Annotated in this window: 15 protein-coding genes and 1 tRNA gene; 10 read left to right on the top strand and 6 right to left on the bottom strand. The window is 71.3% G+C overall.

Annotation, left to right across the window (positions count from 1 at the left end):
* Positions 1-293: 293 nt before the first annotated feature.
* Genes ABZ862_RS02465 through ABZ862_RS02455 form a run of 3 tightly spaced genes read left to right on the top strand, consistent with a single transcriptional unit; the run spans position 294 to position 5450 of the window.
* Positions 294-1307, top strand: a complete 1014-nt coding sequence (locus tag ABZ862_RS02465) for an ABC transporter ATP-binding protein (RefSeq protein WP_360950888.1) — start codon at positions 294-296, stop codon at positions 1305-1307.
* Entirely contained in the window at positions 1304-2689 is a 1386-nt protein-coding gene (locus ABZ862_RS02460; protein ID WP_360950885.1) for an ABC transporter permease, read from the top strand. The genes ABZ862_RS02465 and ABZ862_RS02460 overlap by 4 nt, the downstream gene beginning before the upstream one ends.
* Before the next feature lie 4 nt (positions 2690-2693).
* The gene (locus tag ABZ862_RS02455; protein ID WP_360950882.1) at positions 2694-5450 is read left to right on the top strand and encodes a bifunctional YncE family protein/alkaline phosphatase family protein; all 2757 of its coding nucleotides are present in this window, start codon (positions 2694-2696) and stop codon (positions 5448-5450) included.
* A gap of 62 nt (positions 5451-5512) precedes the next feature.
* Here the strand turns inward: ABZ862_RS02455 and ABZ862_RS02450 are convergent, their stop codons facing one another.
* Positions 5513-6160 (bottom strand): helix-turn-helix domain-containing protein, encoded by a 648-nt coding sequence (locus ABZ862_RS02450; protein ID WP_360950879.1) that lies wholly within the window; start codon positions 6158-6160, stop codon positions 5513-5515.
* 180 nt (positions 6161-6340) lie between these two features.
* On the opposite strand from ABZ862_RS02450, the gene ABZ862_RS02445 reads away from it, so the two are divergent.
* Positions 6341-7939, top strand: a complete 1599-nt coding sequence (locus ABZ862_RS02445; protein ID WP_360950876.1) for an oleate hydratase — start codon at positions 6341-6343, stop codon at positions 7937-7939.
* Between the two features lie 91 nt (positions 7940-8030).
* Here the strand turns inward: ABZ862_RS02445 and ABZ862_RS02440 are convergent, their stop codons facing one another.
* A complete protein-coding gene (locus tag ABZ862_RS02440; protein WP_360950873.1) occupies positions 8031-12251 on the bottom strand; it encodes a multicopper oxidase domain-containing protein in 4221 nt (1406 codons plus the stop codon).
* Between the two features lie 445 nt (positions 12252-12696).
* On the opposite strand from ABZ862_RS02440, the gene ABZ862_RS02435 reads away from it, so the two are divergent.
* The 3 genes from ABZ862_RS02435 (at position 12697) to ABZ862_RS02425 (ending at position 15681) form a co-directional block, all read left to right on the top strand.
* Positions 12697-13362, top strand: a complete 666-nt coding sequence (locus ABZ862_RS02435) for a response regulator transcription factor (RefSeq protein WP_360950870.1) — start codon at positions 12697-12699, stop codon at positions 13360-13362.
* On the top strand, positions 13352-14428 hold the full coding sequence (locus ABZ862_RS02430) for a HAMP domain-containing sensor histidine kinase (RefSeq protein WP_360950867.1): 1077 nt from the start codon (positions 13352-13354) through the stop codon (positions 14426-14428). The genes ABZ862_RS02435 and ABZ862_RS02430 overlap by 11 nt, the downstream gene beginning before the upstream one ends.
* A 260-nt stretch (positions 14429-14688) precedes the next feature.
* On the top strand, positions 14689-15681 hold the full coding sequence (locus ABZ862_RS02425; protein ID WP_360950864.1) for a phospholipase D-like domain-containing protein: 993 nt from the start codon (positions 14689-14691) through the stop codon (positions 15679-15681).
* Between the two features lie 124 nt (positions 15682-15805).
* Here the strand turns inward: ABZ862_RS02425 and ABZ862_RS02420 are convergent.
* The 4 genes from ABZ862_RS02420 to sucC all read right to left on the bottom strand — a co-directional run bounded on the left by ABZ862_RS02420 (position 15806) and on the right by sucC (position 19737).
* Positions 15806-15893: transfer RNA gene (locus tag ABZ862_RS02420), tRNA-Leu, on the bottom strand.
* A 218-nt stretch (positions 15894-16111) separates the two neighbouring features.
* Complete coding sequence (locus ABZ862_RS02415) at positions 16112-17689, bottom strand: aldehyde dehydrogenase family protein (protein WP_360950862.1); 1578 nt, start codon at positions 17687-17689, stop codon at positions 16112-16114.
* Between the two features lie 3 nt (positions 17690-17692).
* Entirely contained in the window at positions 17693-18595 is a 903-nt protein-coding gene (gene sucD, locus ABZ862_RS02410) for a succinate--CoA ligase subunit alpha (RefSeq protein ID WP_360950859.1), read from the bottom strand.
* A gap of 11 nt (positions 18596-18606) precedes the next feature.
* On the bottom strand, positions 18607-19737 hold the full coding sequence (gene sucC / locus ABZ862_RS02405; RefSeq protein ID WP_360950856.1) for an ADP-forming succinate--CoA ligase subunit beta: 1131 nt from the start codon (positions 19735-19737) through the stop codon (positions 18607-18609).
* A 167-nt stretch (positions 19738-19904) separates the two neighbouring features.
* Between sucC and ABZ862_RS02400 the strand changes: the two genes are divergently transcribed.
* The 3 genes from ABZ862_RS02400 to ABZ862_RS02390 are packed head-to-tail and all read left to right on the top strand — an operon-like array spanning position 19905 to position 25100.
* Entirely contained in the window at positions 19905-21650 is a 1746-nt protein-coding gene (locus tag ABZ862_RS02400; RefSeq protein ID WP_360950853.1) for a thiamine pyrophosphate-binding protein, read from the top strand.
* Positions 21651-21661: 11 nt separating this feature from the next.
* Positions 21662-22939, top strand: a complete 1278-nt coding sequence (frc, locus tag ABZ862_RS02395; RefSeq protein ID WP_360950850.1) for a formyl-CoA transferase — start codon at positions 21662-21664, stop codon at positions 22937-22939.
* Between the two features lie 4 nt (positions 22940-22943).
* On the top strand, positions 22944-25100 hold the full coding sequence (locus ABZ862_RS02390) for an acetate--CoA ligase family protein (protein ID WP_360950847.1): 2157 nt from the start codon (positions 22944-22946) through the stop codon (positions 25098-25100).
* The last annotated feature ends 418 nt before the right edge of the window (positions 25101-25518 follow it).

The following is a 25518-nucleotide window of genomic DNA, read 5'->3' as shown; positions in this document are numbered from 1 at the left end:
GCCTGGTCCGTGGCGCCGCAGATCGTGCTCGATCGGTCGTCAGAAGCGTGCCCCGGCCGCCCGGGACGGTCCACGGGTTTCCCGTTGCCCCTCTCCGGCCCGGCAGGGAAACCGGCGCTGAGCTGGGTTTTCAGCCGTAGGCGGTCAACCTCGTGGCGTATGCGGCACCGGCGGCAGGGCATCGGGAGGTCAGCTTTCGGCCACCGCCCGTTACGGGAACGTTCAGCTCACTTCCCTGCCCCGGTTCTCCGCTCCATCCTTACTCTCCTTGACCGTTGCCAAGGAGGGGATGCATGGGCGCAGCCTTAGCGGTCCGGGCTCGCGGGATCACGAAGTTCTTCGGTGACGTCGTCGCACTCGACGGGGTCGATCTGGAGGTGGCCCGCGGTCAGATCCACGGTCTGGCCGGACGGAACGGCGCCGGCAAGACGACACTGCTCGGTCTCCTGCTGGGGCTGGCCGTCGCCGACGGCGGCAGCCTGGAGACCCTGGGCACGCCGGCCGGCCGGGCGCTCGCGGCTCCCGACGGGGTCGCCGGGTTCGTGGACGGGCCCGGTCTCTATCCGTCGCTGACCGCCCGGCAGAACCTCGCCGCGCTGGCCGCCCTGAACGGCCGGCGCACCCGGACGGCGGAGGTCGGCGACATGCTCGACCAGGTCGGGCTCACCGATGTCGCGGACGACCGGGTCCGCGGTTTCTCCCTCGGGATGCGTCAGCGGCTCGGGCTCGCCGCCGCCCTGCTCACCGGGCCCCGGCTGCTGGTGCTCGACGAGCCGTCCAACGGCCTCGACCCGGCCGGCAAGAGACATGTGCACGGTGTCCTGACCCGGCTGGCGGCGGACGGGACGAGCGTCGTGCTCTCCAGCCACCGCATGGACGACCTGGAGGAGCTGTGCTCCGAGGTCACCATCCTCGCCACCGGCCGGGTCGTCTTCTCGGGGCCGCTGGACAAGCTGGCCACCGCGCATGACGAACTCGCCTACCGGTTACGCACCTCCGACTCCCGGGGTGCGCGTGACCTGGCGGCCGGTACGCCGGGGGTCCGGGTGGTCGACGGCCCGGATCCACGAACGCGGGACACGGGGCTCCTCGTCGTACGGGCCGTGGTTCCCGCGCTCGACGAACTGGTGGGACGGCTCGTGCGAGCGGGGATCGCGGTACGCGAACTCGCCCCGGTGGTGTCGCCCCTCGAGGCGGCGTTCCTCACCCTCACGGAACAGGACCCGGAACAAAACCCGGACCCGGAACAGGACCCGGACCCGGAGCAGCACCCGGACCCGGCCGGACAGCCGGAGGCCCGCCGATGACCACGGCCACACCCGCCCCCACGCCCGCCCCCGCCGCCGCCGCCGAGACCGGTGTCCCCGCCGCCCGCCGCGTCCCGGTGGCCCGCGCCTACCGCTTCGAGCTGGTCAAGCTGGTCGCGCAGTGGCGGATCCGGCTGCTGGTCCTGGCCTGCTGGATCGTCCCGGCGCTCTTCGTCATCGGGGTGGAGCAGCAGAGCACCCTGCCGAGTGACACGCTTTTCGGCCGCTGGATGCACGCCACCGGATGGGCCGGACCGCTGGTGGTGCTCGGCTTCGCGGGCACCTGGGCGCTTCCGCTGCTGACGTCGGTCGTCGCGGGAGACGTGTTCGCGGCGGAGGACCGGCTCGGTACCTGGCGTCATCTGCTGGTGGCGGTGCGCTCGCCGCGGCGGATCTTCGCCGCGAAGGCCCTGGCCGGCCTCACCGTCATCCTGCTGCTGGTGGCGGGGCTGGCCTGTTCCGGCGCGGCCGGCGGGCTGGTGGCGGTCGGTGGCCGGCCGCTGGTGGGCCTCGACGGCCATGTGCTGGCACCCGGGGACGCCGCCGGGAAGGTCGCGCTCGCCTGGGTCTGCGTCCTGGCCCCCACGCTGGCCCTCGCCGCGATCGGGCTGCTCGGGTCCGTGACGCTGGGGCGGTCCCCCACGGGACTGCTGCTGCCCGCGCTCGTCGCGCTCGCGATGCAGCTCGCCCAGCTGCTGCCGCTGCCCGTCGCCGTACGCCTCGCCCTGCCCGGGTACGCCTTCACCGCCTGGAACGGTCTGTTCACGAGCCCGGAGCAGTACGGCCCGCTGCTGATCGGCGTCGCGGTCGGTCTGGCGTGGGCCGTGACCGCGACGGCGCTGGCGTATCTGCTCTTCCTGCGGCGCGACTTCACCAACCCGGCCCACGACGGTCCGGGCCGCCGCGCGGTCGTCCTGGGTGTCCTGCCGCTCGCGGGGCTGCTCGCCGTGACCGCGGCGGTGCTCTCCCCCGCGACCGGGGCCACCGGTTCCGGGATCGAGCAGGCCAAGGTGGAGCGCTCGGTCGCCACGGCGTTCGCACACCTCTACCGCATGCAGACCCGGCAGCTCAACCGTCCCGATGTCTCCGAGGCGCGGCTGAGGGCCACGGCTGCGTGCGACAAGGGCAGCATCAGGGTCCCCGTCCGGGGGCCGGGCAACGACTGGCACTGCGTCGTCTCCTGGCATCTTCCCGGCACCGACGCCACGGGGACGGCCGTCTACCAGCTCGACATCACCTCGGACGGACGGTTCGTGGCCGACGGCGACGGGCCGAAGGAGGTGAACGGCTACTTCCTGGTCCGGACCCCGACCGGCGACGCGCCGAACCCGCTGTGGCAGTTCGACGGCGACGTCGAACTGCTTTCCCACTCGAAGGGATGACTCCATGCAGGTAACACGCCGTCGCAGGCGTGCCGGGAGAGAGCCTTCCGGTTCGCTCGGCGCACGTCTCGGCCGCCGTACGCCCCTGCTGACGGCCGGCATCACCGCTCTCGCCCTCACGGCCGCCGGTGCCGCTTTCGCCGGGACGCACCGGTTCGGCACCGACCAGGTCGGCCAGACCACCCATCAGGGGCAGGTCGTCTCCAGCGATCAGTACATCGCCCCGTACGGGCAGCGTCTCGTCGTGAACAACGGCAAGATCATGTCGTCGTCGGTCAGCCCGGACGGCACGCACCTCGCGGCCTCGGTCACCGACGGCGGCAGCGCGCTGGCCGTCGTGGACCTGAAGGACTGGCAGGTGCAGCAGCTCGTCGGCACCGCCACGTCGTCGAGCCCGCGCATCGCCAGCAACAGCGTGGGCCAGGAAGGCCCCACCTACTCGCCCGACGGTACGCGGCTGTGGCTGGGCCAGACCGACGGCTACACCGTCTTCACGGTGAACCCGGACGGCAGTGTCACCGACCCCAGGTCCGTGAAGATCCCGGCGGACGGCGCGAAGCACGCGCTGGTGGGTGAGGCGGTGTTCTCGCCCGACGGCTCCACCGTGTACTCCGCGGTCAACGGCCAGAACCGGGTGGTCGCCATCGACGCGGTGACCGGGACCGTGCGGCACAGCTGGCCGGTGGGCAACGCCCCGCGCGACCTGGTCGAGGCGGACGGCAGGCTCTACGTCAGCGATGAGGGCGGCCGCCCGGCGCAGGCGGGCGACACCACGCTCAACTCGTACGGCACGCAGGTGCCGGCCGACCCGAAGACCGGTGCCACCACCACCGGCACGGTCAGCGTCATCGACCCGGCGGACCCGGCCGCCGCCGTCGGCAGCATCGACGTCGGTCTGCACCCCACCGCCCTGTACGCCGGGAAGGGCGCGGTGTTCGTCACGGACACCGCCACCAACGACGTGTCGGTCATCGACACCGCCAAGGGCAAGGTCGTGCAGACGATCGCCACCCAGCCGTGGCCGGAGGCGTCGGTGGGCTACGAGCCGGACGCGGTGACCCTCACCGACGACGGCCGGCTGCTGGTGACGCTCGGCCGCGCGAACGCGGTCGCCGTCTACCGGTACACGAGCCCGCAGGAGCCGGTCGGCTACGTCGGTCTGCTCCCGACGGACTACTTCCCCGCGGAGATCGCCACCGTCGGGGACCAGGTGGTCGTCTCCAACACCCGTGGCATCGACGCCCGCCGCCCCACGACCGCGACGGGACACGCCACCCACGACACCACGTCGAGCGTGCAGCGGTTCACCCTGCCGGACGACAGCGTGATCAGGTCCGAGACGGCCAGGGTCTTCCGGCAGAACGGCTGGACGCGCGGCTCGGTCACCACCGCCGGGAGCCGCGGCCACGCGAAGCCGGTACCGGTCCCCGCGCGGCTCGGCGACCCCTCGACGATCAAGCACGTCTTCCTGCTGGTCAAGGAGAACCGGACCTACGACCAGGTCCTCGGCGACCTTCCGCAGGGCAACGGCGACCCGTCGCTGACCCAGTTCGGCGCGAACGTGACGCCCAACCAGCACGCGCTGGCGGAGCAGTTCGGGCTGTACGACAACACGTACGACATCGGGACCAACTCCGCCGAGGGCCACAACTGGCTGATGCAGGCCGACGATCCGGAGTACACCGAGTCCTCGGCGGGAGAGTACGCCCGCAGTTACGACACCGAGGACGACGCGCTCGGCCACCAGCGGACCGGTTTCCTGTGGACCGGCGCGCAGGCCGTGGGCAGGTCGGTGCGCAACTTCGGGGAGTTCCAGCAGTTCCTGACCAAACCGGCGGGCGCGAGCTGGCAGAACCTGTACTGCGACGCCAAGAACATGGACGCCACCGGGCAGGACACCGCGTACACCCTGAACTCGTCCTCGCCGATCCCGTCGCTCGACGACGTGTCGGTGCACGGCTTCGCGAAGTTCGACACCAGCGTCCCGGACGTCTACCGGTACCAGATCTGGAAGCGGGACTTCGAGCAGAACGGGCCGGCGGACCTGAACATGTTCTGGCTCTCCAGCGACCACACCGGCGGTCCGGCGAGCGCCGCCGCCCAGGTCGCGGACAACGACCTCGCGACCGGGAGGATCGTCGACGAGATCTCGCACAGCACGTACTGGAAGGACTCGGCGGTCTTCGTCGTCGAGGACGACTCCCAGGCCGGTCTCGACCACGTCGACGGCCACCGTGCGCCGATCCAGATCATCAGTCCCTGGGCCCGGCACGGCACCGTCGACAGCCACTACTACTCGCAGATCACGCTGATCCGGACGATCGAGCAGATCCTCGGTATCCACCCGATGAACCAGAAGGACAGCGCGGCCACCCCGATGCGCGCGGCGTTCGCCCGGCACGCGGACTACACGCCGTTCACGGCGCTGCCCAACCGGACGTCGCTGACCGACGGTCTGAGCACCCCGCCGTCCTGCGGGACGGACACCCCGGCCCCGCAGGACCCCGCCGCCGCGCCCGTGCCCGCGTCGAGGGTGCCCGCGGCCGAGGCGTCGCTGGCGGCGGAGTGGAACACCTGGAAGTCGAAGCAGCGGCTGACCGGGCCGAACGCCGTGCCCGACTTCGCGAACCCGGCGCAGATGAACCACTTCACCTGGTACCAGACCCACAACTGGACGAAGCCCTATCCGGGTGAGTCCAGGATCTACGCACCGGCGGACGTGCCGGGCGCCTACCTCCCGTCGTCGGAGTCCGACGGCTGACGCGAGCCACTCGCACCGAGGGCCCCGGTACGACATCGTCGCCGTACCGGGGCCCTCGGTGTTCAGCCCGTGCCCAGCATCTGCCCGACCAGATAGTCGACGTCCGAGCGCAGCACCTGCGGCAGTTCCGCGGGGGCGACCCGGCCCAGTTCGAGCCGGACGAGTTTCATGTAGAGCACCGAGAAGACCGCGCCGGCCACCCGCCGGACATCGGCGCCGCCGCGGATCTCATGGGACTCGGCGTACCGGGTCAGGACGGTCACCATCGCCTCCTCGAGTTCGCGGATGCGCCCGAGGGCCTCGGCCCGGTAGGGCCCGTCGCCGCCGAACAGCACCTCGCGCTGGTAGACGGCGGTGTTCTCCGGCTGGCTCAGGGCCGCCTGGAACAGCGGCTCGACGAGGGAGACGATCGCCTCGGACGGCGAGCCGCCCTGCCGGGCGATCACCAGTCCGCGCTGGGCGCCCAGGCGCAGCCGGTCGTTCATGACCATGATCAGCAGCTCCGCCTTGTTGCGGGCGTAGCGGAAGAGGGTGCCCGCGCCGACGTCGGCCGCCTCGGCGACCTCCTGGGTGGTGACGGCCGCGTACCCCTTCTGGAAGAACAGCCTGTCGGCCGCCTCGAAGATCCGCCGGTGGGTGTCCTGCTTCTTGCGCTCCCGCCGGCCTGGTGCCGCCGGCGTACCGGCGGCAGCCGCTCCTGTCGAGCTCACGATGCCGTCTCTTTCCCCTCGGTCCGGTGAGATCCGGTGATGTCCGGGGCCATTCTCCGCCCTCGGGCGCTTGGTCGCCCAGCAAAACGGAGTACGCTCATTTATGAGCGCAGTCCAGTTGTCCGGCGGCCCGCACCGTGCCAGGCGCCCGCCGTCCCGGACCGGCGAGAGGAATCGGTCATGGCCACAGACCGCAGCGGGCAGCACCTGTGGATCGTGGGAGGAGGCATCGCGGGCATGGCCGCGGCCGCGTTCGCGATCCGCGACGCGAAGGTGCCGGGCCCCCACATCCACATCCTCGAGGAACTCGGCCTGACCGGCGGTTCCATGGACGGCGCCGGCTCACCGACGGCTCCCGAGGCCTATGTGACGCGCGGCGGCCGGATGTTCGAGGAGAAGGCCTATCAATGTGTCTGGGACCTGTTCGGCACCATTCCGTCACTCGATGATCCCAAGACCAGCGTCCGCCAGGAGATGCTCGACTTCAACGAGCGGGTGCGCACCGACGCCCGGGCCCGGCTGATCGGCGCCGACCACACCGTGCTCGACGCGAGCGACTACGGCTTCTCGGTGCGCGACCGCGTGGAGATGTCCCGGCTGATCTCCACGCCCGAGGCCCTGCTGGGTTCCCGGCGTATCGACGAGATCTTCGGCGAGCACTTCTTCACGACGAACTTCTGGCGGTGCTGGCGGACCACGTTCGCCTTCCAGAAGTGGCACTCCGCCGCCGAGATGCGCCGTTACTGCCTGCGGTTCCTGCACGTGTTCGAGAAGCTGCACAACCTCAGCGACGTCCGCCGCAGCGTCTACAACCAGTACGACTCGATGATCGTCCCGTTGCAGCGCTGGCTGGTCGCCCAGGGCGTCGACGTACGCTTCGCGACCCGGGTCACGGACGTGGACCTCACCGACAACGGCGCGGCCGGGCGCCGGGTGACCGGACTGCACCTGGAGACCGCCGACGGCACCGAGCACCTCCGCCTCGGCCCGGAGGAGTACGCCCTCATCACCATCGGCTCCATCACCGCGGACGCCCGCTACGGCGGCGCCGACACCGTGCCGCCGCTCGTCCGTGACCGGTCCGACCACGGCTGGTCGCTGTGGGAGCGGATCGCCCCCAAGGCCCCCGACTTCGGCCGTCCCACCGCGTTCTGCGGCAACGTCGACGAGCACAAGTGGGAGTCGTTCACCCTCACCATGCACGGCGACACCCTGCTGAAGCGGATCACGGACTACTCGGGCAACGAACCCGGCACGGGCGCGCTGATGACGTGGATCGACTCCGGCTGGCACCTGTCGGTCGTCGTCCCGGCACAGCCGCACTTCCCGGACATGCCGCCGGACACGTACACGCTGTGGGGCTACGGCTTCGAGATCGACAACAAGGGCGACTACGTCCCCAAGAGGATGTCCGAGGCGACCGGCCGCGAGATCCTCACCGAACTGGTCCGCCAGCTCGGCTTCGACGACATCCTCGACGAGGTCCTGGCCACCACCGAGATCACCACCGTGATGATGCCCTACGCGTCGGCGCTGTTCGCCTGCCGCGCACCGGGCGACCGGCCCAAGGTCGTCCCCGACCGTTCGCGCAACTTCGCCTTCCTCGGCCAGTTCACCGAGCTGCCGGAGGACATCGTGTTCACCGTCGAGTACTCCGTCCACGGCGCGATGCACGCGATCTACACCCTGCTGGGTGTGAACCGCCGGATCCCGCCGATCTACCACGGTGTCTTCGACCCCAAGGCCGCCTTCGCCGCCACCAAGGCGCTGGTGGGCTGACGAACGCGGGTCCGGCACGTGGCACGTGCCGGACCCGGCCGGGGCGGTGACGGGAGGGCGGCCGGGCCGTCCTCCCGTCACCGGTGGGCGCTCAGAGGCGCCCGGCGCTCATCTTCTTCACCGCCGCGCCCAGTGACGCGGGCACCTGGAGCTGGTCCGAGAGAGACTTCACCGTCATGCTCGGGAACTCGGCCCCGTAACCGACCGTGTTGAGTGCGGCGATCCGGTAGACGTACGACGTCTTGACCGAGGCCGTCGGGTCGGTGAAGGTGCGCGGGCCGTGGGTGTTGGGCTGGCCCAGCGGGGAGTCGATCGTGCCGACGTCGTCCCAGGTGGTGCCGTCCGTCGAACGCTGGACGACGAAGGACGTCTCATTGACCGAGTCGTCCTGCCACTGCAACTGGATCTGGGCGTTGGTGCCATTGCCCACGATGCTGTAGGTGAGCCCGCTCGCCTTCAGCGGCGGCAGCGCCAGCGACTCGGGTCGCATCATGTCCATCTCCTCGTGGCTGAGGATGTGGCAGTGGATGACGTACTCCCAGCCGAAGTTCACCAGCTTGTTGGTGACGGCCGCCGTCGGGTTGCCCTGCGGATCGACGTTGTTGAACATCGACGTGTCGCCGTCCGGCATCGCCGGGTTCAGCGGTCTGACGGAGTTCGGCACCTCGAAGGGTGCCGTCGGCACGACCGGCCGCAGCGCGACGATGGTGTCCTCCAGCGGACTCATCCGCACCGTGTCCTTCCACCCCAGCTCGTTGGCGTCCGGTTTGATGACGATGTTGTCCCATGTCACCCGGTTGAGGAGCTGGACGTCGTAGAGATGGAAGTGCAGGGGGTGCGTGTCCACGCCGTTGTGGGTGAACCGCCAGATCTGTGTCCCGTCCGCGGTGGAGGCGATGGGTGTCACCTTCACGTCTCCCCTGGGCAGACCGGTGCCGTCGATCAGCTCGGTCTGCGGATTGACGTACGGATACAGCGTGACGTTCTGGGCGCCCGGTGTGGGTGGTTGCGCCTCGACGCCCAGAGTGGCCTGCATCCGGCCGAACTCGTCGAACGTCGTCGCGTTCATCTCGTCGTGGATGGCCTTCGGCTGGAGGGTGACGGACGACTTGGCGGTCGGCGACTTGAGGGTGTTGAAGCCGAACTTCGTGGTGTCGTTGACGCGGACCAGGCCGTCGCAGGTGGTCACCGTGGAGCCCGCGACGTTGCAGTTGCTGCTGGCCGCGAAGCCCGTGCCGTACGCCGAGTTGTAGGCCGACTGTCCGACGATCACCGGGTTCTGGCCCGACTCGAAGACGCCGGAGCCGTCCGCGTGGTGCTTGAAGGCGGACTGCAGCTTCGTCAGGTTGAACGCCGGGGCCGGAGTGGTGTCCGCGATGGTCACCTGCATCACGGTGCGGGTGTTGGGACCGTAGCCCGGAAGGATCTCGGGCGCGCCGGCCGGGCTGAGGTCGGGCGCTCCCGTGTAGTAGTCGTACGACGCGATACGGGCCGGGTAGGCCGCGGGCGCGTCGTTGTAGAGGATGAGCGTCTTGCCGGCGAACTTGGAGAAGTCCACCAGCACGTCGGCCCGTTCGGCGGGCGCGAGGGCCAGTGAGTGCTTGTCCACGTTGCCGACGTCGAAGCGGGTGGGGTCGGTGATCCAGGTCGTCGGCTGCTGGCCGTCGATGACGGCGGGGGCGGGCAGGAAACCGCCCTCGTTGGCGATCTGGATCCAGTCGGGTCCCGCGGCGTTGTTGCCGGCGTCCACCGGGGTGGGTGACACATTGGGGTCGGTCTGCGCCGCCGCCAGTTCGGCCGGCTTCAGCGCCACCTCGGTCGTGCCGTCACCCTGCTTCGGATCGGCGGTGTACCACTGGAAGTTGAAGAAGCGGTCGTTGGCGGCGTTGAGCATCCGCATCCGGTAGGTCTTCGGCTGGAGCGTCACCTTCGGATAGGCGACGCCGTTCACGATGGGCGTGTCGTTGAACTGCTCCATGCCCATGGAGATGTTGGGCGTGCCGGGGATCTGCTCCGGCTCGCAGTAGGGGGCGCTCTGGTACTGCCAGGTCGACTTGTCGTCGAGCTTGCACTTCGGGTCGTAGTACGGGTTCGCGATCGGCCCGTACTTGGTGTCCCCGGCCGGCGGCCAGAACCACGGCCCGTACATCCAGCGGCCGTAGGAGCTCATGCCCGAGGGATCGCCCGGGTTCTGTGCGGGCATGTAGACGTGGTGGTACCAGAAACTGCCCTTGGTGCCCCAGCGTTTCGCGTTCCAGGTGGGGTCCTGGCCGTACGAGGTCGTGGCGCCGCTCGCGTCCTTCTGGTCCTTGAGCTGCGTGTCGTCCGGCACGAAGGTGCGGTCCTGGACCAGCAGGGGGAGGGTGGAGGCGGCGTCGGGGATCGTCCCGGCCGCGACCAGTGCCTTCTCGGTGTCGTCGGTGATGGTGTAGCCGGCGGCCTCACCGGCGTACACGTTCAGCCGGGTGATGCCGTAGGAGTGGTCGTGGTAGAACATCAGCCGCGCGCTCTGCTGGTTGGTGTAGTAGAACGTCGAGCAGCCGTCGTCCTTCGCGGCGCAGAGCTCGGCCCCGCTGCCGTCCGTCATGTCCGGCACGTCGCGCACGCTGACGCCCTGCGGCCAGTCCGTGTTCTCGCCGGCCGGGGTGATCCACTGGTGCGGGGTGCCGTCGCTGATCCACGGGGTGATGCCGCCGTGCAGGTGCAGGGTGGCCCGGTTGTCCTTGAAACAGCCGGTCTTGTCGTCCGTGCAGGCCGGGTTGCGTACCGCGTCGGTGACGGTGGCGTCGTTCGCCGGCGCGGGCATCGCCATGGGGCCCATGCCGGAGCCCATGCCGGTGCTGTCGACCGGCAGGAACAGATCGCCGTCGGCGCCCTTGGGGAGCAGGTTGCGGAACACGATGCGCACCGGCCGGTCCTTGGTCGCGGCGATCATCGGGCCCATCCACTGCGGTGACGTCACCCCCGTGTAGGGCAGTTGCTGCCGGGTGCCGTCCATCAGCTCGTTGTAGAGGGGCACCTTGCGCCCGGGGACGGCGTCCGTCGACAGCTGGACGTAGCCGCGCACCAGGGTCGGCGGCAGGTCCGAGGAGAACCGGGTGAGGTACTGGACGAGGCCGATGACGTATTCGTCGGCGGTCTTGCCGCTGGTGGTGACGGACTCGGGCACGGCCAGGGGGATGAACTTCTCCGCCGGCTTCGTCGTCGGTTCCCGCAGTTGCTGGACGTCGGGACAGCCCATGCCGTCCGTCCCGGGGTCGCAGGTCGTCGGCAGCTCGTCCTGGAACTTCTTCATCCCCGCCGTGAGGTAACCGGCACCCGGGTCGGTGACCGAGACCGCGCTGATCGCGCCGACGCTCGTCGCGGCCTCCGCCGTGGCGCCGGAGCCGCCCTTCGGGGTCGGGTCCGTGACGGTGACGTCGGGCGCCGCGGTGTAGCCGGAGCCGGTGGTGTCGACGGTGAGCGCCAGCAGTTTCAGGCTGCCGGCGGCGGTCGCCGGTGTGGCGCCGGGAATCGGGTCGGCCAGGGTGCCGTTGCGGATCGTGACGCCGGGAGCGCTGCTGTAGCCGCTGCCGGGATCGTCCACGGTCACCTTGGTGACACTGCCGTCGGCGGCGAGGTCCGCCGGTTCGACGTGCCCCTTGGCCACGGTGCCGTCCGGGGCGTCGGGAAGGTCGAAGTCCACCGTCGGCATGGTGTAGCCGGAGCCGCCGTCGGTGACCGTCACGGCGTCCACCCCGCCGGAGGCCGTCGCCGCGGCCCCGCTGCCGCCACCGCCGGTGATGTCGACCGCGAAGCCGCCGTAACCGCCGCCCGCCGCGCCGACGGTGAGGGCGGTCACGCCTCCGGTCGTCTGGACGGTGGCGGTGGCGGTCGCCGCGGTGGTGCCGCCGTCGACGGTGACGGAGGTCTCGCCGGAGGTGTAGCCGTGGCCCGGTGCGGTGACGTCGATGCTCGCGATGCCGCCGGTCCGCGGGTCCACCGTGGCGGTCGCCTCGGCGCCGGTCCCGGTGGCCGTCCCGGTGGAGCCGATGACCACCTTGGCCTTGGACAGGGTCAGCGGGCTGTTGGCCCAGTTCGGCCAGGGGCCGAAGTAGTGCGGGACCTTCGTCTCGTCCGTCGGGCTGGTCGGCGCTGCGGCGGCAGCCGCCCGCGCCGCCTGGGCCGCCTGGGCCTGTGGTGCCGCTTGTGCCTGCTCTGCGGGCGCCGGCGGCAGGCCCAGCAGGGCCGCCGCCACCGCCGCGACCCCGGTCAGTGCGACGACACGTCGTCTTCGCTTCCCCGTCGGCCTCGTTGCTTGTCGCGTGAACACGCTTCTCTCCTCCCCTCGGTGACCCGCCTGCCGTCGCAGGCGGGTCCGGCCCCGCCCGGCCCAGCGGGCGGCAGCGGGAACGAGGGGTGAGCCGCTGCCGTCGGCTGGTGACACGATCCACGGGGCCGCGCCACCACTGTGTGGTCGTCCGCGGGAGACGGGGGCGAAGATGACACGGCTCTCATCCGGCTGTCATGACCGTGCGCCGGTCCCCACGCCCGCCCGGCAGGTCCGGAAGGACGGGCACCGTCACTTCGCGTACCGGTCGACTCGCCTGTTCTCACGGTGAGTTGCTTCACCCGGCTTCATAACCGCACAATTCCTGCACATTTTCGAGATCACCTGCGCATCACCGGGCAAGGCGCTTACAAAGGTCACGGGACAACCGCGGATGACAGCGCAGGGGACGTTGTCCGGTACGCGGTGGGGGAAGGTCGTGACCGTCATGGCTCGGTTACTGGTCGTCGAGGACGAGGCGCGGCTGCGCGCCTATCTCACCCGCGTGCTGAGAGCCGACGGTCACGTCGTCGACAGCGCGGGATCCGGTCCGGACGCCGTGGACCGGTTGCGGGAGGGCGAGTTCGACCTGGTCGTGCTCGACCTCATGCTGCCGGGGTTCGACGGCTTCGAGGTGATGCAGCGCGCCTTCGACCGGCGGCCGGACCAGCGCGTCCTCGTGCTGTCCGCCGTGATGGACGTCGCGACGCGGGTGCGCTGTCTGCGGATCGGGGCCGTCGACTTCCTCGGCAAGCCCTTCGCCACCGCGGAGCTGGTGGAGCGGGTCCGCACCAGGCTCCGTACGACGTCCACGGTCGTGCCGCAGCGGTGGCTCCGGGTCGGGGAGGCCGTCCTCGATCTGGAGCGGCAGGTCATCGGGGTGGGCGGGAGGGAAGTGCCGCTTTCCCACCGGGAGTTCATGCTGCTGGGCCATCTGATGCGGCGGGCGGGTCAGGTGTGCAGCCGGCCCGAGCTCCTGGCCAGCGTCTGGGGCTACGCCGACGATCCCGGCAGCAACGTCGTCGACGTGACGGTCCGCCGGATCCGCGGCAAGCTGTCCCGCCCGGTCATCGAGACGGTGCGCAACGTCGGATACGCGTTCAGTGCCGGCTGAGCGGTGGCGTCTCCCCGCCGGGCGGCAGCGTCTCGTCTTCGCCGGCTGGGCGTTCCTCTCCGCGGGCAGCCAGCCGCTGCTGTTCGTGGTGCCCGGACTGGAGACCGTGGTGTTCCACCTGGTGTGGATCAGCATGGCCATCCTCTACGGTCTCCAGGGCTGGTCGGCCCGCCGTACGGCCGTCGTACTGACCCTGGTCACACTGGTCACCGGGGCGGCGCTGGGCGAGTTCGTCGCCGGTGGCCACGCCGCCTGGGACGAGCTCGCCGAAGTACCGCTGATGGGGCTGGTGTTCCTCGCCATGGTCTGGCACGTGCGGCGGCGGGCCGCCGCCCTCGCGGAGGTCCAGAGCCTTGCCGCACGGGAACGCCGTGCGCAGGAGGTCAAGGAGCTGTTCGTCCGGACCTGTTCGCACGAGATGCGGACGCCGATCACGGTGGCCCGCTGCTACGCGGAGATGGTGCGGGACGAACTGCCGGGCCCGCGGGGCAAGGACGACCTCGATGTCGTGCTGGACGAGCTGGACAAGCTCAGCCGTCTGTCCGGACGCCTCCTCGTCCTGGCCGACGCCCACCGGCCCGCCGGGTTCGACTGGGGCCCCGTGGACCTCGGCGCGCTGCTGCGGCGGACGGTCCAGCGGTGGCGGCCGGCCTCGGAGCGGGACTGGCTGCTGGACGCGCCGTCCGTCGTGGTCGAGGGCGACGAGTCGCGGCTCGAGGCCGCCCTGGACGCCCTGGTGGAGAACGCCGTGAAGTTCACGGCGGAGGGCGACGCCATCACGCTGCGCTGCGCGACGGCGCCCGACGGCGCCGTGGTGGAGGTGGAGGACACGGGCATCGGTTTCGCCCGGTCGCGGGACGGCGACGGGGACGGCCGCGACAAGGGCGGGCCGGCCCGCTCGTCGGGCCGCCCCGGCACCGGGCTCGGCCTGGCCATCGTGCGCGCCGTGGTGGAGGGCCACGGCGGCACCCTCACCGTGGTGCCGGGGCGGCGGGACGGGGCGCTGCTCAGGATGGAACTGCCCCTGCTGCCGCCGGTGGCCGGGCCGGGATCACAGGCGGGCTGAGGCCCGCCCCGGACGCCTGCCCGGTCTCCGTCCCGTGGGCCCGTCCCCTGGGCCCGTCCCCTGGCGCATACGAAGCCTTTGCCAATCCGAGGGGAATCCCAGAACCGCCTCCCACCTGCGGCGGGTCCCTTTTGCCGGTGTCGACGCCCGGCCGGTCACACCCTGTTCACCGAGGCACCCTTCCTCCCGTTCTACGCGCGTGGTGTCATGCACACGTCTAGCTCGCCCCCGATGAGTGCCAACTCGACCAGGAGCCAAGCATGCTGTGGAAGTCCCTCGGACGGGCCGCTGTCGCGCTGGCGGCCGGTGCCGCCGTCCTCGGCACCGCGGTCCCCGCGAACGCCGCGACCTACACCGCGTTCGCCTTCTCGCAGAGCGGCAGCCAGCCCACCGTGTACGACTTCATCAACTCGGCCACCACCTCCCTCGACATGACCATGTACGAACTGGAGGACACCACCGCCGTCAACGACCTCATAGCCCTGAAGAACAAGGGCGTCACCGTGCGGGTCGTGCTGGACAACGCGCACCAGAGCGCGAACAGTTCGGCGTACAGCTCGCTGAAGGCCGCCGGGGTCGGAGTGGTGTGGTCGCCGTCCTCCTTCGTCTACACCCACCAGAAGACCATCACGGTGGACGCGGCCAAGTCCCTGATCCTGACCGGCAATCTGACCTCCCAGTACTACACGACCGGCCGTGACTACGGTGTCTTCGACGACGACACCCGCGATGTCGCCTCGATCGAGAAGGTGTTCAACGCCGACTACGCCGGCACCTCGATCACCCCGACCGACGGCGACCACCTGCTCTGGTCGCCCACCGACTCCCGCAGCCGCCTGCTCACCGTGATCAACGGCGCGACCGCCAGGCTCGACGTCGAGGAACTCGAACTCGGCGACAGCACGGTGGTCAGCGCCGTCGTGGCGCGGGCGAAGGCGGGCGTGGCCGTCCGGGTCGTCCTGGAGAGCCCCTCCGGTTACTCCAGCCAGGTCTCCGCCATCAAGGCGGCGGGCGGCAAGGTCGTCGGCTACTCCGACCCGAACGGCTTCTACATCCACGCCAAGGCGATGGTCGCCGACTACGGCCTGTCCACCCAGCAGGTCGAGGCCGGCTCCATGAACATCAGCAGCAACTCGCTCGACAACAACCGCGAGCTGGGCATCATCCTCACCGGGACCGGGGTGGCCCAGTCGGTGGCGGCCACCATCGAGACGACGTTCGACAGCGACTACGCCGGCGGCACCGCCGCCTGACGCCCGCCCCGGGCGACGGAGCCGACGGCCTCGTCAGACACGGAGCAGGCGACACGCCCGGCCGTGGAAACAGGACGAGGGCCGCGACCGTAAGATCGCGACCCTCGTCCCGCTATGACCCGTCTGGTGTCCGAGGGGGGACTTGAACCCCCACGCCCGTTAAAGGGCACTAGCACCTCAAGCTAGCGCGTCTGCCATTCCGCCACCCGGACAAGGTGTCCGCCGCCTGACCGGGGATGCTCCCCGCGGCGACACGGACAACAATACCAAGCTTTCGGCGTGCCCTTCACCTGCGTTTCCGTGCGCGGACGGGCACGCACGGGCACGCACGGGCATGGCCCGGCGCGGTCCGGCGGCGGTCCCCGGGGCGGGGTGCCGGCCGGTCCGGACCCCGCTCCGGGCGGGACGCCGGCCGGAGCGGGGCCGCCGCCTACGGCATGAGCTGGTACTCGGGGAAATTGCCCGGCGGACGCTCCCCCGCCGGGCCGCGGGTGACCGCGCGGACCAGCAGTTCGCCGCCCACGAACGCGCCGCGCCAGGACGCGCCGAAACCGCCGAACAGCTCGTCGCGGTCGCCCCGGGAGCGCGGCGTGCCGTGGCCGACCTTGAAGGCGCGGATCTGCGGGGCCAGCCGGTCGAAGTCCGCCCGGTCGTCCGTGGAGAGGGTGGCGACGAGGGCGCCGTTGGACGCGTTCATGGCGGCCAGCAGCTCGGCCTCGGTGTCGACCAGGACGATCGTGTCGACGGGGCCGAAGGGTTCGGCGTGGTGGAGGGGGGAGGACGGGGGCGGGTCGAGGAGGGTGACCGGGTGGACGTAGGCCGAGGTGTCCTGGTCCGGGAGGAAGAGCTCCGGAGCCGCCCTGCCCCGGTGCAGCGGCACCGCGCCCCGGTCGATCGCGTCGGCCACCTGGGCGTGCAGGTCCCGGGCCTTGGCCGCGTTGATCAGCGGCCCGAAGTCCAGTTCCGGACAGGGGTCGCCGTCCCGCGCCACGGCCAGCGGGTGGCCGACCCGGAGTGTCGCGACCGCCGGGAGGTAGGCCGCGAGGAACTCGTCGAACAGCTCACGCTGGACGACGAAGCGCGGGTACGCCGTGCAGCGCTGTTTGCCGTAGTCGAAGAGCTTGGGGATCACCGCGGTGAGCGCGTCCCAGTCGGTGTGTTTCCAGATGCCCCAGGTGTTCAGGCCCTCCTGCTCCAGGACATGCCGTTTGCCGAGGTCGGCGACGGCGGTGGCCACGGCGGCGCCGGTGTCCCGGCCGCCGACGAAGGACACGCAGCCGATCTCCGGCGCCCGCACCAGCGCCGGGGAGAGCTCGCCGCCGCTGCCGCTGACCAGGGTGACGGGGAGGCCCTCGCGGGCCGCCAGCGCGCAGGCCAGCGTCAGGCAGGCGACCCCGCCGTCGGTGGGTGTCTTCGCGATCACGGCGTTGCCCGCGAGCGCCTGGACGAGGACCGCGTGGACGAGGACGCTCATCGGGTAGTTCCAGCTCGCGATGTTGGACACCGGGCCGTCGAGCGGGGCGCGGCCCGCCAGCATGGGCTCGATGCCGTCGAGGTACCAGCGCACCCCGTCCACGGCCCGGTCGACGTCCGCCTGCGCGAGCCGCCACGGCTTGCCGATCTCCCACACCAGGAGCAGGGCGAGCAGTTCGCGGTGTTCGGCGAGGGCGTCCAGGGTGGCGGCGACCCTGGCGCGGCGCTCCGGGAGGGGGAGGTGGCGCCAGGCGCGGTGCTGGTCCAGGGACGCGCGTACGGCATGGTGCGCCGTGGCGCCGTCCAGGCGCGGGGCGCCCGCGATCGGGCTGCCGTCGACCGGGGTGGTGGCGGGGTGTGCCCGGCCGCCCTCCCGCCAGCCGGCGTTCCAGAGGTTCAGGACCCCCTCGTCCCGGAACGCCTCGGGGGCGGCGGCCAGGCAGCGCCGCCAGGCGTCCGGCCAGGACCTGCCCGGCTTCAGGACGCGGGCGGGGCCGGTGGTGGCCGGGGCGGAGGTGGTGAGGGTGGGTGCCATGGGTCAGCTCCGCTCTCGGGGGCGGTCCGCGGCGGCCAGGACCTGTGTCACCAGCGCCGCCGTCTGCGTCGGTGTGCCGCCCACCCGCACGCCGGCCGCCTCCAGTGCCGCCTGTTTCGCGCGCGCCGTCCCCGCCGAACCCGACACGATCGCGCCGGCGTGGCCCATGGTGCGGCCCTCGGGGGCGGTGAACCCGGCGATGTAGCCGACGACGGGCTTGGTGACGTGGTCGCGGATGTACGCCGCGGCGCGCTCCTCCGCGTCGCCGCCGATCTCGCCGATCAGGACGATGACGTCGGTGTCCGGGTCGGCCTCGAAGGCGGCCAGGCAGTCGATGTGGGTGGTGCCGGTCACCGGGTCGCCGCCGATGCCGACGCAGGTGGAGAAGCCGGTGTCCCGCAGTTCGTACATGAGCTGGTAGGTCAGTGTGCCCGACTTGGACACCAGGCCGACCCGGCCGGGCTTGGTGATGTCGGCGGGGATGATGCCCGCGTTCGACTGGCCCGGCGTGATGAGTCCGGGGCAGTTGGGGCCGATGACGCGGGTGCCGCGGGCCCTGGCGTACGCGGTGAACGCGACGGTGTCGTGGACGGGGATGCCCTCCGTGATGACGGCGGTCAGGCCGATCCCGGCGTCGGCCGCCTCCAGCACCGCCGCCCTGGCGAAGGCGGGCGGTACGAAGACGACCGACACGTCGGCGCCCGTGAGGACCACGCCCTCGTGGACCGAGCCGAACACGGGGACGGCACGCTCGCCGAAGTCGACGGTGCGGCCCGCCTTGCGCGGGTTGACGCCGCCGACGACGTTCGTGCCGGCCGCGAGCATCCGGCGGGTGTGCTTCATGCCCTCGCCGCCGGTCATGCCCTGGACGAGGACCTTGCTCTCCTTGGTCAGATAGATCGCCATGTCCCGGCTCCTCAGGCTGCGTGGGCGAGTTGGGCGGCACGGCGGGCGGCGCCGTCCATGGTGGTGACCTGTTCGACCAGCGGGTGCGCGCGGGCGTCGAGCACCGCGCGGCCCTGGGCCGCGTTGTTGCCGTCGAGCCGGACGACCAGCGGTTTGGTCAGCCGGACGGTGTCCAGGGCCCGTACGATGCCGTCGGCGACGGTGTCGCAGGCGGTGATCCCGCCGAAGACGTTGACGAGGACCGACCTCACCGCGGGGTCGGAGAGGATGACGGAGAGGCCGTCGGCCATGACCTGCGCGGAGGCTCCGCCGCCGATGTCGAGGAAGTTCGCGGGGCGCGCTCCGCAGCCCGCGACCACGTCGAGGGTCGACATGACCAGTCCCGCGCCGTTGCCGATGACGCCGACCTCGCCGTCCAGCTTGACGTAGTTGAGGCCCCTGGCGGCGGCCGCGGCCTCCAGCGGGTCGGCCGCGTCGTCGGCCTCGTCGTCCCGACGGGTCCGGCGGAAGCGGGCGTTGTCGTCGAGGGTGACCTTGCCGTCGAGGGCGAGGATGCGGCCGTCGGTGGTGCGCACCAGCGGGTTGACCTCGACGAGGAGGGCGTCCTCGGCCGTCACCACCTCCCAGAGCCTGATCAGTACGTCGGCGGTGCGCGGCGGCAGGCCCGCCGCCTCGGCGATCTCGGCGGCCTTCGCCGAGGTGACGCCGCGCGCCGGGTCGACGGGGATGCGCGCGACCGCCTCCGGGCGGCTCGCGGCGATCTCCTCGATCTCCGTGCCGCCCTCCGCGGAGGCGATCGCGAGAAAGCCGCCGGCGGCGCGGTCGAGGACGTAGGAGACGTAGAACTCCCTGTCGATGTCCACGGGTTCGGCGACCATCACCTTGCCGACCCGGTGTCCCTTGATGTCCATGCCGAGGATCTGACGTGCCGTGAGTTCGGCGGCGGCCGGGTCGGCGGCGAGTTTGACACCGCCCGCCCTGCCGCGTCCGCCGGTCTTCACCTGGGCCTTGACGACCACGCGTCCGCCGAGCCTGCGGGCGATCTCGCGGGCCTCCTTGGCCGAGTCGGTGACCTCGGCCCTCGGCACCACGATGCCGTGTGCTGCGAAGAGTTCCCTTGCCTGGTGCTCGTACAGGTCCATTCCGGCTCCTGAGTCGAAAGTGCCGCACGCCCCCTGGACACCACCCACCGGATGCGGGATAACAAGCTTCATACAGTATTCGTCGACTGTATGCAATGTACCGAGGGTCCCGCCGAAGGGCCCGCACCACCACGCCCATCCCCCCACGAAAGGGACAGGACTTCGCCATGCCCGACGACACCAGGGACGGCAGCAGGGTCACCGGACGGAACAGCGCCACGTCCGACGTCCGGCCCGGCACTGACGGCCAAGTGATCTCCGGCGGCCATCTCGTGGCCAAGGCGCTCAAGGCCGAGGGGGTCGAGCGCATCTACACGCTGTGCGGCGGCCACATCATCGACATCTACGACGGCTGCGTCGACGAGGGCATCGAGGTCGTCGACGTACGCCACGAACAGGTCGCCGCGCACGCCGCCGACGGCTACGCCCGGATCACCGGCAAGCCGGGCTGTGCGGTGGTGACGGCGGGCCCGGGGACGACCGACGCCGTCACCGGGATCGCGAACGCCTTCCGCGCGGAGTCCCCGATGCTGCTGATCGGCGGCCAGGGGGCCCTGACCCAGCACAAGATGGGGTCCCTGCAGGACCTGCCGCACGTCGACATGATGACCCCGATCACCAAGTTCGCGGCCACCGTCCCGGACACCGCCCGCGCCGCGGACATGGTGTCGATGGCGTTCCGCGAGTGCTACCACGGTGCGCCGGGGCCGTCCTTCCTGGAGATCCCGCGCGACGTCCTGGACGCGAAGGTGCCCGCCGGCACGGCACGGGTGCCCCGGCCCGGCGGCTACCGCGCCTCCCCCCGGTCCGCCGGCGATCCCGAGGCGGTCGAGCGCCTCGCGGACCTGCTGACGCACGCCGAGAAGCCCGCGATCCTGCTGGGCAGCCAGGTGTGGACGACCCGGGGCACCGAGGCCGCCGTCGAGCTGGTGCGCACCCTGAACATCCCCGCCTACATGAACGGTGCCGCGCGCGGCACCCTGCCGCCCGGCGACCCCCACCACTTCCAGCTCTCGCGCCGCTACGCCTTCTCCCACGCCGACGTCATCGTGATCGTCGGCACGCCCTTCGACTTCCGCATGGGCTACGGCAAACGCCTCTCCCCCGACGCGACGGTCGTCCAGATCGACCTCGACTACCGCACCGTCGGCAAGAACCGCGACATCGACCTCGGCATCGTCGGCGACGCCGGTCTGGTGCTGGCGTCGGTCACCGAGGCGGCCTCCGGGCGGCTGAACGGGGGCGCGGCGCGGCGCAAGGAGTGGCTGGAGGAGCTGCGCGCCGCCGAGCGGACCGCCCTCGACAAGCGGCTGCCGCAGCTGCGCTCGGACGCCTCGCCGATCCATCCGTACCGGCTGGTCAGCGAGATCAACGACTTCCTCACCGAGGACTCGATCTACATCGGCGACGGCGGCGACATCGTCACCTTCTCCGGGCAGGTCGTGCAGCCCAAGTCGCCCGGCCACTGGATGGATCCGGGGCCGCTGGGCACCCTCGGCGTCGGCATCCCGTTCGTGCTGGCCGCCAAACAGGCCCGCCCCGACAAGGAGGTCGTCGCCCTGTTCGGCGACGGCGCCTTCTCGCTCACCGGCTGGGACTTCGAGACGCTGGTGCGCTACGACCTGCCGTTCGTCGGCATCGTCGGCAACAACTCCTCGATGAACCAGATCCGTTACGGCCAGGCCGCCAAGTACGGCAAGGAACGCGAGCGGGTCGGCAACACCCTCGGCGACGTGCGCTACGACAAGTTCGCGCAACTGCTGGGCGGTCACGGCGAGGAGGTCCGCGACCCCGCCGACATCGGCCCCGCCCTGCGCCGCGCCCGGGAGTCGGGCAAACCGTCGCTGATCAACGTCTGGGTCGACCCGGACGTGTACGCCCCCGGAACCATGAACCAGACGATGTACAAGTGAGGTGAACGCCCATGACCGCCAACGCACTTGAGCGTGACCCGGCCGACGGCGCGGCCCCGCGCGGCCCGGCGCTCGACGGCATCCGCGTCCTCGACATGACGCATGTCCAGTCCGGGCCCTCCGCGACCCAGCTGCTGGCCTGGCTCGGCGCGGACGTCGTCAAACTCGAGGCGCCCACCGGGGACATCACGCGCCGTCAGCTGCGTGACCTCCCGGACGCCGACTCGCTCTACTTCACGATGCTCAACTGCAACAAGCGCAGCATCACCCTCAACACGAAGACGGAGCGCGGCAGGCAGCTGCTGACCGAGCTGATCCGGCGCTCCGACGTGATGGTCGAGAACTTCGGCCCCGGCGCCGTCGACCGGATGGGGTTCACCTGGGACCGCATCCAGGAGATCAACCCCCGCATCGTGTACGCCTCCATCAAGGGCTTCGGGGACGGCCCGTACACCGGCTTCAAGGCGTACGAGGTCGTCGCCCAGGCGATGGGCGGGTCGATGGCGACGACCGGCTTCGAGGACGGCCCGCCGCTGGCGACCGGCGCGCAGATCGGCGACTCCGGTACCGGCGTGCACACCGTCGCGGGCATCCTCGCCGCGCTCCTCCAGCGCGAGCGGACCGGGCGCGGCCAGCGCGTCAACGTGGCGATGCAGCACGCCGTGCTCAACCTGTGCCGGGTCAAGCTGCGCGACCAGCAGCGTCTGGCGCACGGCCCGCTCGCCGAGTACCCCAACGACGACTTCGGCACCGAGGTGCCCCGTTCGGGCAACGCGTCCGGCGGCGGTCAGCCCGGATGGGCGGTCAGGTGCGCGCCCGGCGGGCCCAACGACTACGTCTACGTCATCGTCCAGCCGGTCGGCTGGCAGCCGATCACGCAGCTCATCGGCCGTCCCGAGCTGGCCGCCGACCCCGAATGGGCCACCCCCGAGGCGCGGCTGCCGAAGCTGAACAAGATGTTCCAGCTGATCGAGGAGTGGTCCGCCACGCTGCCCAAGTGGGAGGTGCTGGAGCGGCTGAACGCGCACAACATCCCCTGCGGGCCGATCCTCTCGACCGAGGAGATCATCCGGGACGAGTCGCTGGTCGCCAACGGCATGGTGGTGACCGTCCCGCACCCGGAGCGCGGTGAGTTCGTCACCGTCGGCAACCCCATCAAGCTCTCCGACTCCCCCGTCACCGTCGAGAGCTCCCCGCTGCTCGGCGAGCACAACGAGGAGATCTACGTGGGCGAACTCGGCCTCGGTGACGAGGAACTGCGCCTGCTCAAGTCGAACGGGGTGATCTGAGGTGATGGCCGAGGACCGGAAGCTGAGGGTGCGGGCGCTGCTCGACTCCGTGCGGGCCGCCGGGCGCACCGCGCTCACCGCGCCCGAGGGCAAGGTGATCGCCGACGCCTACGGGATCGCCGTACCCGGCGAGGAGCTGGCGGCCGACGTCGACCAGGCGGTGGCGTACGCGGCGCGGTTCGGCGGTCCGGTGGTGATGAAGATCGTCTCGCCGGACATCCTGCACAAGACCGACGCGGGCGGGGTGGTCGTCGGTGTGGAGGGCGCGAGCGAGGTACGGGCCGCGTTCTGCCGGATCGTGGAGAACGCGCGCGCCTACGACCCGAACGCCCGGATCGAGGGCGTCCAGGTGCAGGAACTGCTCCCGCAGGGGCAGGAGGTGATCGTCGGAGCGGTCACCGACCCGACGTTCGGGAAGATCGTGGCGTTCGGGCTCGGCGGGGTGCTGGTCGAGGTGCTGAAGGACGTCACGTTCCGGCTGGCGCCGGTGGACGCCGACGAGGCGCTGTCGATGCTGGACTCGATCCGGGCGGCCGAGGTGCTGCGCGGGGTGCGCGGGCAGGCGGGCGTGGACCGGTGGGCCCTCGCCGAGCAGATCCGGCGGGTCTCCCAACTGGTCGCGGACTTCCCGGAGATCGCCGAGGTGGACCTCAATCCGGTGATCGCCACCGCCCGCGGCGCCGTCGCCGCCGACATCCGGGTCATCCTCGCCGGCGAACTGCCGCCGCCGCGGCGGACGTACACCCGCGAGGAGATCCTCGCCTCGATGCGCCGGCTGATGCAGCCGTCGTCGATCGCCGTGATCGGCGCCTCGAACGAGGCGGGGAAGATCGGCAACTCGGTGATGCGCAACCTCGTCGACGGCGGTTACGCCGGGGACATCCATCCGGTGAACCCGCGGGCCGATGACATCCTCGGCCGCAAGGCGTACAAGAGTGTCACCGACGTTCCCGGCGAGGTGGATGTGGCGGTCTTCGCGATCCCCGCCCGGTTCGTCGCGGCCGCGCTGGAGGAGGTGGGCCGCAAGAGGATCCCCAACGCCGTGCTCATCCCGTCCGGGTTCGCGGAGACCGGCGAGCACGCGCTCCAGGCGGAGATCGTGGAGATCGCGCAGCGGCACGGGGTGCGGCTGCTCGGGCCGAACATCTACGGCTACTACTCCACCTGGCACGACCTGTGCGCCACGTTCTGCACACCGTACGACGTCCGGGGCGGGGTGGCGCTGACCTCGCAGTCCGGCGGCATCGGCATGGCGATCCTCGGCTTCGCACGGACCACCAGGACGGGCGTGTCGGCGATCGTGGGCCTCGGCAACAAGTCGGACCTGGACGAGGACGACCTGCTGACCTGGTTCGGCGAGGACCCGCACACCGAGTGCGTGGCGATGCATCTGGAGGACCTCAAGGACGGGCGGGCGTTCGTCGAGGCGGCGCGGAAGACCGTACCGCGCAAGCCCGTCGTGGTCCTGAAGGCCGGCCGTACGGCGGCCGGGGCGCGGGCGGCGGGGTCGCACACCGGGGCGCTCGCCGGCGACGACGCGGTGTACGACGACATCCTGCGGCAGGCCGGGGTGATCAGGGCGCCGGGGCTCGCCGACATGCTGGAGTACGCGCGGGCCCTGCCGGTGCTGCCGGCGCCGAAGGGCGACAACGTCGTGATCATCACGGGCGCGGGCGGCAGCGGGGTGCTGCTGTCCGACGCGGTGACCGACAACGGCCTGTCGCTGATGGAGATCCCGCCGGACCTGGACGAGGCGTTCCGCAGGTTCATCCCGCCGTTCGGGGCCGCGGGCAATCCGGTGGACATCACCGGGGGCGAGCCGCCGTCGACGTACGAGGCGACGATCCGGCTCGGGCTCGAGGACCCGCGCATCCACGCGCTGGTGCTCGGCTACTGGCACACCATCGTCACCCCGCCGATGGTCTTCGCGGAGCTGACCGCGCGCGTGGTGGCCGAGTTCCGCGCCCGCGGCGTGGAGAAGCCGGTGGTGGCCTCGCTCGCGGGTGACGTGGAGGTCGAGGCGGCGAGCCAGTACCTGTACGAGCGGGGGGTGGTGGCGTACCCGTACACCACGGAGCGGCCGGTGGCCGTGCTCGGTGCGAAGTACCGCTGGGCGCGGGCGGCGGGGCTGCTGGGACGGGCCCCGGGGGGTGGTTCATGAGGTGAGCGGGCCGCGGGGACGGCCGGCGGTGCGCGTCGGCCGTCCCCGGGAACACGCGCGCACGCCCGCGAGGGAGGCGCAGGGGCGGTACGGGACACCCTGCGGCGACCGGGCGATCGAAAGACGGACAGGGGGCGCTGGCCAGGACTTTCGAGGCAAGGGGTGCAAGCAGGAATGACAACGACCGGCAGCAGTCCCGCCGAGCGGGTGACCGAGGCGGAGGAAGCGGCGGCAGCAGCGGCAGAGCCGTCGGCGGCGGCAGAGGACAGGCTCCACGAGCCGCGTCCGCGGGGCGGTGGTCACGGCGTACGGCACGTCGTACGGCACGGCGTGACCCACCGGCACCCGGGACCGGCCCGGGAACGGGCCCGGGCTCCCCACCCGGGACCGCCCCGGCGACCGCACCGACCGCACTCCC

This window comes from Streptomyces sp. NPDC047000, from assembly GCF_040644295.1.
Classification (GTDB): Bacteria; Actinomycetota; Actinomycetes; order Streptomycetales; family Streptomycetaceae; genus Streptomyces.
The sequence above is the reverse complement of the archived record's forward strand: the minus strand, read 5'-3'. Positions and strand labels throughout refer to the sequence as shown.